At 55.7% G+C, this 12,834-nt stretch carries 6 protein-coding genes; 2 read left to right on the forward strand and 4 right to left on the reverse strand.

Annotated elements, in window-relative coordinates; genetic code table 11:
* Positions 1–13: 13 nt before the first annotated feature.
* Positions 14–3,193 carry an efflux RND transporter permease subunit gene (locus ACM6IR_RS06075; protein WP_414906859.1) on the forward strand — a complete coding sequence of 1,060 codons (3,180 nt, stop codon included), beginning with the start codon at positions 14–16 and terminating at the stop codon, positions 3,191–3,193.
* Positions 3,190–4,611, forward strand: coding sequence for an efflux transporter outer membrane subunit (locus ACM6IR_RS06080; RefSeq protein ID WP_414906860.1), 1,422 nt, complete (start codon positions 3,190–3,192; stop codon positions 4,609–4,611). The genes ACM6IR_RS06075 and ACM6IR_RS06080 overlap by 4 nt, the downstream gene beginning before the upstream one ends.
* 319 nt (positions 4,612–4,930) lie before the next feature.
* Here the strand turns inward: ACM6IR_RS06080 and ACM6IR_RS06085 are convergent, their stop codons facing one another.
* The 4 genes from ACM6IR_RS06085 to ACM6IR_RS06100 all read right to left on the reverse strand — a co-directional run bounded on the left by ACM6IR_RS06085 (position 4,931) and on the right by ACM6IR_RS06100 (position 12,721).
* Positions 4,931–5,896: a biotin/lipoyl-binding protein gene (locus tag ACM6IR_RS06085; RefSeq protein WP_414906861.1), complete on the reverse strand. Its 966-nt coding sequence runs from the start codon at positions 5,894–5,896 to the stop codon at positions 4,931–4,933.
* A gap of 4 nt (positions 5,897–5,900) precedes the next feature.
* Positions 5,901–6,101: a DUF1656 domain-containing protein gene (locus ACM6IR_RS06090; RefSeq protein ID WP_414906862.1), complete on the reverse strand. Its 201-nt coding sequence runs from the start codon at positions 6,099–6,101 to the stop codon at positions 5,901–5,903.
* Positions 6,091–8,226: an FUSC family protein gene (locus ACM6IR_RS06095; RefSeq protein WP_414906863.1), complete on the reverse strand. Its 2,136-nt coding sequence runs from the start codon at positions 8,224–8,226 to the stop codon at positions 6,091–6,093. Before ACM6IR_RS06095 ends, ACM6IR_RS06090 begins: the two co-directional genes overlap by 11 nt.
* A gap of 148 nt (positions 8,227–8,374) precedes the next feature.
* Positions 8,375–12,721: a hypothetical protein gene (locus ACM6IR_RS06100; RefSeq protein WP_414906864.1), complete on the reverse strand. Its 4,347-nt coding sequence runs from the start codon at positions 12,719–12,721 to the stop codon at positions 8,375–8,377.
* Positions 12,722–12,834: the final 113 nt, after the last annotated feature.

The following is a 12,834-nucleotide window of genomic DNA, read 5'->3' on the forward strand; positions in this document are numbered from 1 at the left end:
AGCAACAACTGCGATGAATTTTTCCCAATTCTTCATTTCACGGCCGATCTTTGCAGCGGTGCTGTCGCTGCTGATCCTGATTGCCGGCGCCATCTCGCTGTTCCAGTTGCCGATCAGCGAATACCCGGAAGTCGTGCCGCCGACCGTTGTGGTCCGCGCCAACTTCCCGGGTGCCAACCCTAAAGTCATCGGTGAAACCGTCGCCGCCCCGCTGGAGCAAGCCATTACCGGCGTCGAGAACATGCTGTACATGTCCTCGCAGTCCACCGCTGACGGCAAGATCACCCTGACCATCACCTTCGCGCTGGGCACTGACCTGGATAACGCCCAGGTGCAGGTACAGAACCGTGTGACCCGGACCGAGCCGAAACTTCCGGAAGAAGTGACGCGCATCGGTATCACCGTGGACAAGGCATCGCCCGACCTGACCATGGTTGTGCACTTGACCTCGCCGGACAAACGCTACGACATGCTTTACCTGTCCAACTACGCCTTGCTCAACATCAAGGATGAGCTGGCACGTCTGGGCGGTGTCGGCGATGTGCAGCTGTTCGGTATGGGCGACTACTCGCTGCGGGTCTGGCTTGATCCGAACAAAACCGCTTCGCGCAACCTGACTGCGACCGATGTGGTCACCGCGATCCGTGAGCAGAACCGCCAGGTCGCTGCCGGTGCCCTGGGCGCGCCGCCTGCGCCGAATGCCACCGCGTTCCAACTGTCGGTCAACACCCAAGGTCGTCTGGTTTCCGAGGAAGAGTTCGAGAACATCATCATTCGCACCGGCGACAACGGTGAAATCACACGCCTTAAGGACATCGCCCGGGTCGAACTGGGTTCCAGCCAATACGCCCTGCGCTCCTTGCTGAATAACCAACCGGCGGTGGCCATCCCGATCTTCCAGCGCCCAGGCTCGAACGCTATCGAGATCTCCAACGAAGTGCGGTCGAAAATGGCCGAGTTGAAGAAAAGTTTCCCGGAAGGCATGGACTTCAGCATCGTCTATGACCCGACGATCTTCGTGCGCGGTTCCATCGAGGCGGTGGTTCACACCCTCTTCGAAGCACTGATCCTCGTGGTACTGGTGGTAATCCTGTTCCTGCAAACCTGGCGCGCCTCGATCATTCCGTTGGTGGCGGTGCCGGTTTCGCTGATCGGTACGTTTGCGGTGATGCACCTGTTCGGCTTCTCGCTGAACGCCCTGTCACTGTTCGGATTGGTACTGGCCATCGGTATTGTGGTGGACGACGCCATCGTGGTGGTGGAGAACGTCGAGCGAAACATCGGGCTGGGGCTGAGCCCGGTCGAAGCGACCAAACGGGCCATGCGTGAAGTGACCGGCCCGATCATCGCGACAGCATTGGTGCTGTGTGCAGTATTTATCCCGGCGGCTTTCATCTCCGGGTTGACCGGGCAGTTCTACAAGCAGTTCGCCTTGACCATTGCGATCTCGACGGTGATCTCGGCCTTCAATTCGCTGACGCTGTCGCCGGCCCTGGCTGCGGTGTTGCTCAAAGGCCATGACGCGCCGAAAGACCGTTTCTCCAAGGTCCTCGACAAGATCTTCGGCGGCTGGCTGTTTCGTCCATTCAACCGCTTCTTTGATAAAGCCAGCCACGGTTATGTCGGCACTGTAGGCCGGGTTATCCGCAGCAGCGGCATCGCCCTGCTGTTGTACGCAGGCCTGATGGTGCTGACGTTCTTCGGTTTCGCCAACACCCCGACCGGTTTCGTCCCTGGCCAGGACAAGCAATACCTGGTGGCCTTCGCGCAACTGCCGGACGCCGCGAGCCTGGACCGTACCGAAGACGTGATCAAACGCATGTCCGACCTGGCACTGAAACAGCCTGGTGTGGAAAGTGCGGTGGCCTTCCCGGGCCTGTCGATCAACGGCTTCACCAACAGTCCTAACGCCGGCATCGTGTTCGTGACCCTGAAACCGTTTGATGAGCGCAAAGACCCGAGCATGTCTGCCGGTGCCATTGCCGGTGCGTTGAACGGCAAGTACGCCGGGATTCAGGAAGCCTACATGGCGATCTTCCCGCCGCCGCCGGTACAAGGCCTGGGCACCATCGGCGGATTCCGCCTGCAGATCGAAGACCGGGGCAACCTGGGCTATGACGAGCTGTACAAAGAAACCATGAACATCATTAACAAAAGTCACAACGTGCCGGAACTGGCGGGCCTGTTCACCAGCTACACCGTGAACGTGCCACAGGTCGATGCCGCTATCGACCGTGAAAAAGCCAAGACCCACGGCGTGGCCGTCAGTGACATCTTCGACACCTTGCAGATCTATCTGGGTTCGCTGTATGCCAACGACTTCAACCGCTTCGGTCGTACTTATCAGGTCAACGTCCAGGCCGAGCAGCAGTTCCGTCTCGAGCCGGACCAGATCGGCCAGCTGAAAGTACGTAACAACAAAGGCGAGATGATCCCGCTGGCGACCTTCATCAAGGTCAGCGACACCTCGGGTCCGGACCGCGTGATGCACTACAACGGCTTCATCACCGCTGAAATCAACGGTGCGGCAGCGCCAGGCTACAGCTCCGGCCAAGCCCAGAAAGCCATCGAGAAACTGCTCAAGGAAGAATTGCCGAACGGTATGACCTACGAATGGACCGACCTGACCTACCAGCAGATTCTGTCCGGCAACACCGCGCTGTTCGTGTTCCCGCTCTGCGTCTTGCTGGCGTTCCTGGTACTCGCGGCTCAATACGAAAGCTGGAGCCTGCCACTGGCGGTGATCCTGATCGTACCGATGACCCTGCTGTCAGCCATTACCGGGGTGATTGCCTCGGGCGGTGACAACAACATCTTCACCCAGATCGGCTTGATCGTATTGGTAGGGCTTGCCTGTAAGAACGCGATTCTGATTGTCGAGTTCGCCAAGGATAAACAGCAAGAAGGCATGAACCCGCTGGCGGCGGTGCTCGAAGCGTGCCGCCTGCGTCTGCGGCCGATCCTGATGACCTCCTTCGCGTTCATCATGGGGGTTGTGCCTCTGGTGTTCTCCAGCGGTGCCGGTGCCGAAATGCGTCACGCCATGGGTGTGGCGGTGTTCTCCGGGATGCTCGGAGTGACCTTCTTCGGTCTGTTGCTGACGCCCGTGTTCTACGTATTGATTCGCAACTTTGTGGAGCGCGGTGAAGCGCGCAAAGCAGCCAGGGCCCTGAAACTGGAGGCGCAACAATGAGCCTGAAAGCCTTCCTGCCGAGCCTGCTGGTACTGGCCCTGAGTGCCTGTGCCGTCGGACCGGACTACAAGACGCCCGCCACTGCGCCGGCCAACATCACGACAGCCACCGATGGCGCCGCCGGCCAGAAGAACTTCGACCGCTCGCGTTTCGAAGGCATCTGGTGGCAGCAGTTCGAAGACCCGACGCTCAACCAGTTGGTGACTCAATCGCTCAAAGGCAACCGTGATTTGCGCGTGGCCTTCGCTCGCTGGAAAGCCGCCCGGGCGATTCGCGATGACGTCAGCAATAACGCCATGCCGACCGTCACCAGCCGTGCCAGCAGCGAACTGGCCAAGGGTCAGATTCCTGGCACCACCACCCAACGGGTCAACAGCGAACGCTATGACCTGGGTCTGGACATGGCGTGGGAAATCGATCTGTTTGGCCGTATCCAGCGCAATCTGGAATCGGCCAACGCCGAACAGCAGGCCTTCGAAGCCGACCTGTACCAACTGCAAGTCACGATGATTGCCGAACTGGTGGACTCCTACGGTCAACTGCGCGGTGCGCAACTGCGGGAAAAAATTGCGCTGGCCAACCTGAGCAACCAGCAGGAGTCGCGCAAGATCACCGTAAGCCTGCGTGATGCCGGCGTTGGCGATCAGCTCGATGTGGAGCGCGCCGATGCCCGCTTGGCGTCCGTCGAAGCCAGCGTGCCGAAATTGCAGGCTGAACAGGTTCGGCAGAAAAACCGCATCGCCACCCTGCTGGGTGAACGTCCGGACAAACTGAGCGTCGACCTGAGCCCGAAAGCCTTGCCGGCAATTGCCAAGGCGCTGCCCATCGGTAATCCGGGCGAACTGCTGCAACGTCGCCCGGATATCCTCAGCGCCGAGCGCAAACTGGCCTCCGCGACGGCCCGTATCGGCGTGGCCACAGCTGATTTGTTTCCTCAGGTCAGCCTCAGCGGTTTCCTTGGCTTTACCGCTGGACGGGGTTCACAGATCGGTACCCCGGCAGCCAACGCCTGGACGCTTGGGCCCAGCATCACTTGGGCGGCGTTCGATCTGGGCAGCGTGCGCGCCCGTTTGCGTGCCGCCGATGCAGATGCCGAAGGCGCCCTGGCAACCTACGAACAGCAAGTACTGTTGGCGCTGGAAGAATCAGAAAATGCGTTCAGCGATTACGGCAAACGTCAGCAACGCCTGATTTCGCTGATTCGTCAGAGCGAGTCCAGTCGCGCCGCAGCCGACCTGGCCGAAATTCGCTACCGGGAAGGCACCGTGGACTTCCTCGTCCTGCTCGATGCACAACGCGAGCGTCTGGCGGCCGAAGACACTCAGGCCCAGGCCGAAGTCGAACTGTATAGCGGCATTGTCGCGATTTACAAAGCCCTTGGCGGTGGCTGGCAACCAGAGACCGTCGCCAGCAAGTAAGCTTTATCCAGCTCCGTGGTTGGCCGCAACCGACCATTTTTTTTAGCCCTGCGCCTCATTCGGTCGCGGGGCTTTTTTTGCCCGATAAAAACACCTGCCCCCCTGTAGGAGCGAGCTTGCTCGCTCCTACAAAGGTCATGGTGTGGAGGGTGGCTCTCGATTTTCCAGGACTGTCACCGTGGCCGTGGTCCCGGCGGCGTAATCGGCGTCGGTGTGGAACCTTGTGGGAGCGAGCCTGCTCGCGAAAGCGGTGTATCAGTCGCCATCATTATTGAATGTGCAATCGTCTTCGCGAGCAGGCTCGCTCCCACAGGGGGGACTAGCGCTGATCTTCAGTCCGGCCTGTATCCAGGACTGTCACCGTGGCCGTGGTCCCGGCACGCAGTCGGTTTTTGGCGGCGTAATCGGCGTCGATCTGTATCCGCACCGGCACCCGCTGCGCGAGTTTGACCCAGGTATAGCTGGGGTTGATGTTGGCCAACAATCGACCACCCGGCAGGTTTTCCCGGTCGGCAATGGCGAAGGCGATGCTTTGCACAGTGCCGCCGAAGGTCTCGCCGCTCATCAATTCGATTTTGACGCGATCGCCCTCCTCGATTCGTGGCAACTTGGTTTCTTCAAAGTAGCCGCTGACGTAAAACGAGTCGCTGTCCACCAACGCCAACAGGGCGCCACCGGCGGCGGCATAGTCGCCCTGACGGGTCAGCAGGTTGGTGACATAACCACTGACAGGCGATTCGACCCGAGTACGTTGCAAATCGAGTTCAGCCTGGGTCAGCGCGGTGATGGCCAATTGCACATTGGCCTGAGCAAGGCCGAGGTTCGCCTGATTTCGCAGCAATTCGGCCTGAGCCACCGCCACCTCGGTGCTGGATTTTTCCCACTCCTCACCCGAGATCGCAAACCGTTGCTTGAGGGTCCGTCGCCTGACTTCCTCACTCTGGCGCTGCCGGAGCAGCGCCTGACTGGAAACAATCGATGCTTCGGACTGACCCAGCGTGGCTTTCGCCACTTCCACAGAACGCCTGGAATGCTCAACCGCCAGCGTATACCGCGCGGGGTCGATCTCCAGCAGCAACTGGCCCTTGTCCACATGCTGGTTGTCCTGGACATTCAGGCTGACGATGCGTCCCGAGACATCGGCGGACAGGGTCACCACGTCGGCACGCACCCGCGCATCCCGGGTCCAGGGATCGCGGGTGTAATGTTCCCAGGCAAACCAGCCCAGGACAAAGGCCAGCAACACCACCGCCACTGTCACCAGTCGGGAAAGGATCTTCTTCAAAGCATCAAGCTCCCATCACCAGAATCAGCGTCGCGCAAACGCAGGCGTACAACGCGCCTTCGAACAACGCTTCATGCCAGACAAACCGCAACACGCCCAAGCGGCGCAGGGTCCAGTCCAGCAGCAGGAAAATCGGTAAGGCCAGCAGCAGCGCCTGGGCGATTGGCGGCATGTAAACGCCACCCACTTCCAGATCAATGAGCAAGGGCCGGTACTCCTTCCACGTTTGCGGTTTGAAAGTGATTGCGGTAGCGCTGCAGAAATGACACCACAATCAGCAGTGCCACACGCATCCTGAATACCGACCACAAGTGTTCATGAACATCGAGATGCAAGTCGTCCATTTCATCGCCCAGGACACGCAAGTTTTCGAGCAGTTGCTCAAGGTCGATCCCGGATCGCCCGGCGATCAATCGTCCGGTTTCACCGACTGCAGCCAGCAAACGGCTTTGTTGCGCTGTACTGAGCAATGTGTTGTTTTGCCCCTGTTGCCGGAGTTGGTTCAACGCCACTCCCAGTGCCATGCACCCGAGGCTGACTTCGAACAGATCTCTGGATGGTTTGTCGCTGGTGGCCGGCAATAGTCCCAACATCATGGTCAAGCGATCGACCAGGCGACTTTCAAACGCAAATTGCTGCTCGTCGGTGGCCGGGGTCTTCAACAAAGCGTAGACCTGCTCGCAGTTCTCATTGAACAGACGGCGCATCCGTAAAACGGGCCTGAACGGAAAGATCAAGGCGTAGACACTCAGAGCCAACGCCGCAGCGCAGATATACGCACCGGCAAACTCGAACCACTGAATGGCCGTGTTTTGGCCGACGCCGACGTTTTGCGGGCCCAGCAACAGAATCGTCGTCAGTCCAAGTCCAATGCCTGTGCCCGTGGTTGCCGGACTGGACAGCCCCACTGCAACGGCATACAGCAAGGGGGCGAGCAACAACGCGAACAACTCGAAGTCACTGATCATGGGTACCAGCAAGAACAGATACAGCGCCGACACCACCAAGGCCAGCGCCAACCCCCTGGCAAAGCTTTGGCTGGCCAGCAACGGTCGCGGAAACGTCGCCATCAGCGAACAGAGAATCCCCACCACAATCATCCCGCCACGAGCCCCGTCCCAACCGGTCTCGATCCAGATCAGGCCGGCGACCAGTAACGCGGTGAAGGCCCGGATTGCATTCATCGCCGCCAAGGTGAAGTCCAGATGCAAAGGGTTATCCTGGCCGCGAAACACACAGCTCGCTTCGCGCTCCTCCTGAATAGCGTCGCTCAATTCGAGAATCTGCCCCAGTTGCTCCAACATCCGCGCTTGCTCCCAGCGCAGTGCCCAGGCCAATGAACGCAGCGTGGCAGGCATGGTCTCGGTCAATTGTTCAGCCTTATAGGCCTGGTCATCGAAACGCTGTTGCAACGTACCGAAATGCTGACGAGCCTCGGCTGATAATGAGCGTCCCCGACGGGCCAAATCATCAAGAAAAGCCAGCTCTTCGGCACGCAATAGCTGTATCTCTACCGGCAGCGCACCTTCCCAGCGCTCGGTAAGCAGCTCCCGCTGGTGGCGCAAAGCCGTCAGCCGCGAGGTCAGGAGCACCAACTGATTACCCAGCAATTGCACCAGCCCGTTGGCGCTGCGCAAACGTGGCGCATCGAAATACAAGTGCCGACGCACACCTTCCAGGGCACTGATCGCGCCTAACAGCTGCATTTGCCGCCGATGGAAATCAGCCTCGCTTTCTTCGGTTCGAATGACAGCGGCCGCGTGGGTCGCGAGCAGCTTGATCACTTGATCGATCTTGGCGAAGTAATCCCGGGCAACGCTCTCCGGCCGAGCGGTTAGCAAGCTCACAACACACACGCAGGCCACCGCCAGCAGCGTTTCGGTCACACGGGTGACCGCCAGCAGAAACGTGCCCTCCTGATCAGGCACCGCCAGCAGTGCCACGACCACCGCCGTGTAACCACTCAGCACAAATGCCTGGGAACTGGTGTAGCGCAACAACGTGCCCCCGGCGGTACACAGCGCCAACCACAAAGCCAGGGTGAGGATAAAAGGCAGCGGTGCCTGGGGGAAAATCGCCATGATCAATACGGCAACCACCGCGCCCAACGTGGTGCCGATGACCTGGCCGAAGCTTCGTGCCAAGGCCATGCCGCCCAAAGGCTGGCTGACGATGACCACCGCCATGATCGACCACTTGGGCTGGTCGAGGTCGAAGAGGAAGGCCAGATACAGCGTCAACAGCCCGGCAGCGATGGTTCTCAAGGCAAACAACAACACACCGGGCCCGGGGTTGAGTATCGCCTTGAAATATTGAAGCAACGGTTGCATGGGGAACGCTCGTCGAGTCATCTCCAGCAAGCGTAGTCACTGCATGGAGGGGGCGGATGAGATTATGCGCGCCCCAATCCAATCAACTGTGAGATTACGGAGCAACCGGTTAACCATGACATGCGCTGCTTCGTTCCCCCCCCTTTTTTCATTGAAAAAGTTTGATCGGTGCACGTGTTGAGTTTTTATCTTGAACTATGTTTTTTATCGGAAAAGGAATGGCGTCCACAAATGGATTGGGCATACTCTTTTCAATTGCACGACTCAAGGCGTTCGGATTGGGTATGAACTTACCAGCACTGTCGTAGGCGCCAAGCACTATTGAGCCCGGAATATCCTTCGCATAGCTTAATTGATACGGATTAGACCCCATTCGCAATCCAGAACCAGCCCGCCAGTTAATATTTCTTGCCACGTCACTTCCAGCAATCCCTCTACCATCGATCAAATAAGTATACCCTCCTTGTTTTCCTCCTTTGTGAAACGCACCCGCGCCGTTCGTGTTGTAATAACCTGACGCTTGCACCCCGGAGCCAGAAGACTTGAAGCCATTGGAGAAAACATCCAGTGGTGACCGCGCATCACCTCGCATTGCGAACCCTCGATACATATATCCAGCTTTAGGATCGGAAAAATACAAAACACGCGAGCGATCCATGAGTCGCTGGGCTACCTCCGGACCTTTTGCACCCAAAGACTTCAATCGACCCACAACCATAGTATTAGTGAATTTTCGATTAATCTTATCCTGAATGATAAAATTATTTCTGACTCTAGGCGCAATCCATTTCTCTATTTTATTAGCCTTCTCCAAAAGCGGCGACGCGGTGCGTCCATACGCTGGAAAGTGCTTGGTGATTTCTTTCGGAAGAAAGTTAGCCTCCCTCAGGCGCGCAATAATCTTATTGGCAATGCGAGAGTCAACTGCCGTGGAAAAAACCCTTCCCAGTTGCCTGCCTATATAGGGGCCTGCGATTTGACCAATCATACCTTTTATTGCATTGGCCTTATGTCGATACGCTTCCAGGGGGTCGTCACTCATCATTCCCCGCACATACGAATTCGCAGAAGCACCTGCCCCCATCGCAAAGGCAATTCCTGCAGTTGGCGCTCCCGGCAACGCCAATATGATTGCGAAACCGGTCAGTGCGTCCGTCAAAATGCCCAGTAATTTATCAGTTGTGCGCTCGGCCCATGTTGATGTCATCGTATCCATATCAGATTTGGCTTTATCAACCTTAACCTCAAATAGATCCTTAAAAGCATCATTATTTTCCCCATAATAGGTAGGGCCATCCATGCGACCAAATACGATTGGCGTATAAGGCCATTTATAATTTTTAAACATATGAACAGGATTGAAGCTCCATTCAAATTTACCCTGACTGTAGTTGAAGTCATCTTCATCTCTGGCCAACAGGTTTTTGAGAGGGATTCGTTTCGACAACTCGCTTCTTAGCTCTGGAAATTCTTCTATTGATTTTCCATCCTTTTCAAATAAGGAAGCAGGACTCTCGATTACCGCTGGATCTCCATCCAGGAAAATGAACAACCCCTTTGGATTGTCAGACGAGACGACACGCGTTGCGTCGGACAGAAAAACAGCGTCCGACACTCTAAACGTATCACTGTACTTACCCTGCCTGATACCGATAGGCCTTACCCGAATTTCACCATTCAAATATTTATCGGCGATATTCCTTCCGTACTCCGAAGTATCTGTACCATTGAGATAGTCACTGACCGCATGATGCAACTTAAACTTGAAATTTTCCTTCCATGCCTCAAAAGTCTTTGACTGAGAAAATATTTTATCCGAACGCTTTTGATAATCCTCCCAAACATTATATTCTTTCACGGAACTCTTGAAGCCCTCTGTATATACCTCAGGCCAGGCAATCTTTATCTCCTCACGTGATTCTCTCTCTTTTTCGTGCCGACCCATTATCAACTCAGCCAAGGTAAAGCTTTTATTTCTTGAGGTTTCTACAAAATAATCAGCATTCTTTCCATTTGGCTTTGGTGTTATATATTCAACCCTAAACAACGTATCAAACTTGACGATCTTTTTTAACTTTTTAGGCAAATCTGAGCCTGCGATAATACTTTCCACGGCCGATAAAACAAACAAGGACGGATCCATTATTAACTGCTGCTCGACAAAATCCTTGATAAATAAATCTGCCGCCTGGGTTATCGTGACACCGGGAGCGATTTCCTCACCCGGCCCGATAGAAATCTCGGCATCTAATGAACGTTGTCCCGCCTGAATGAGCCAACTTGCTGAGTCATGTGCCGCTACGCCGTTTTCTGACATTTGTACGTTGGAGAACATGACCCCATCGCCACCTAAGCTGCGCCTCTTGCGAATATTTTCCGACATACCGACCATTAACCGGTCGGCATCAGTTGTGACGGCGGTCTCGCTCGTTGATTCGCTATCCGGGTCTGCCTCAATTTCATCATGAGCGTCTGATGCCGCGAGCACGGTGATTTCATGGAGGTAATCCTGATAAGTCACATTTTGGTTACCTGGTACAGACTGCTGCAAAAGTGTCTCGAGGTTCTCAATCAACTGTGGATCGTCGGTGGGATCAGAGTAGTCGGACTTGCTGATCAATTTTTTTACTTCACTTGCAAACTCCGGAAAAACCTCAAATAAATCCTCAAGGCCCTCGACTATATACTCATGAACCACTGAGTTTTCATCAGGCGCCGCATCAGGATAGAGTTCGAGTCCCTGCAAAGGATCAACCGCCTGCTCGGGTTCCGGCAGGAACCAATTGGCGTAAAAATTACTGATCGCCATGTAGGCAGCAAACACACCCGCAGTTTTACCCGGATGTTGCTCTATCAAATCACCAGTACGACTCAATACGGCAACCCCGCTGCTCACCAAGCTCGCGCTCATCCGGGCCAGCCAGCTCTGCAATTGCGCACCGACAACGTTTAATGCAAGAAGGGAGTTTTCAAGCGAAACGGACGGCTGGTCGCTTAATGTTTCGCTAGGCGGTTGATATACCGGAGGGTGATCAAACGATGTAAACGGTTCTAGCAACACCCTCACCTCTTCCACATCAGAGCAATGCGCACTGTCCCACGGCATCATGTTATGGACAATCTGGCTGACAACATCATCCACTTGTGCAACGAACTGCCCCAACGCAGGCCATTGAGGGGCTGAACGGATGCTGGTTTGCAAAGGCGTGGGAAGTGTATCGAACGAGGGTGCGGGAAACTCGTCTGCGCCATATGTCCGGGAGTGCCTGCTTGATTTGGGATCCGGGCACGCAGTAGAAACGTGGCTATTATCCAGGCGAAGCGCTCCGAATGTATCTAACATGTTGAAAGCCCACAGCAGCTTGCCGACGAAACTCTCAGGAATACGTGGGCCCGTAGTGGCGACGCTCGTATGAAAGTCTGCGTTGCGCTCAAAGCTCTGCAGGTATGACAGCAGCGACGGAGCGCTAGCTTTAGCCTTGGGCAAATTGAAGTCGGGCTGCACGGAATCCGCCGTAGACGGATCACTCGATAGCGGCGATTCCGGTGCTGTCTCCGAGCTCAATTTTCCCCACAGTGTTCTCACCGGTATTGCCAACGCCTTCAATGGAGCCGATAACGAAACCGGATGCCCCGCCAGACTTTCCAGCCAGCTAGGACCCACCAACCACTGTAGCCAAGTCTCCTTATTGTCTTCGACAGGCTTGAGCTGATCATTCAGGGTTTCGACTTCGTTCAAAAAGCGATCAGGCCAACGCACTCGATCGCTATGCACTGGCTGGCCAAGTTCACACAAAAAATCTGCGATTAGCGATTGAGCTTCCTTCATAGTGGGTCTGCAGCGGTATACGTCTTCGAGCATCATCAGCACGCTATTTAGACTGCTTTCGCTTGAACGATGAATATATTGTCGGGCTTTAACGGTAATTTGCTTGATGGCCTCCCACTGAGAATCCGAAGCCAACTCATTGTTTGCAATCTGTTCGTCCCGTTGCACACTTGAATGATTGAGGTGTGACTGAATGAACCCGGCAACGCCCTCAGAGCTTTGCCCGCTCGCGAACCTTACATTTTCCCCAAACGCTGCTTGCCATTTACCAGGGGGCAAATGGCAGAGCACATCTACAATTTCTCTGAGGCTTGCGGTGGTCAGCTCCCCAACCGGTCGGATTGATCGCAAGATCGCATCGGCAAACACTCCGGCAATGGCTTTGCCAGTCTCCGTTTGCAGAATGCCGCTGCTCAGAACCTCGAGTACTTCCTGTTCAGCAAACGTTGCAGTCGTCAATAGCTCCTTGAGTGCTGCCCATTGCCGCTCAAGGTCCGCCTGATTGACAAAATCTCCTTGGGATGTAAAAAAAGATTTACACGCGAGTACCGGAGGCTCTATCTCAGCATTCAGTCGTGTGGCTCCTGCCGAGATACCAGCATCGAATCGCAGGATCTCGGGGCTACTCTCAACTTTCAGAACCGTATTGGAAAGGCGGGTTTCCACTCCGCAACCGTGGCCATACGAAGGTATCTGCAACTGATCACCGAGAGCTGTTGCATTACAAGAGCCAACCATTGAGTTTCTTTCCGTTCAGGCAAGTTCATTTCCAACAGCCT

This window comes from Pseudomonas sp. IT-P253 (assembly GCF_949768125.1).
GTDB lineage: Bacteria > Pseudomonadota > Gammaproteobacteria > Pseudomonadales > Pseudomonadaceae > Aquipseudomonas.

Bases quoted from the DNA above. Each gene is read 5' to 3' on its own strand.
- ACM6IR_RS06075 (WP_414906859.1), top strand. From the start codon at position 14: ATGAATTTTTCCCAATTCTTCATTTCACGGCCGATCTTTGCAGCGGTG.
- ACM6IR_RS06080 (WP_414906860.1), top strand. From the start codon at position 3,190: ATGAGCCTGAAAGCCTTCCTGCCGAGCCTGCTGGTACTGGCCCTGAGT.
- ACM6IR_RS06095 (WP_414906863.1), bottom strand. From the start codon at position 8,226: ATGCAACCGTTGCTTCAATATTTCAAGGCGATACTCAACCCCGGGCCC.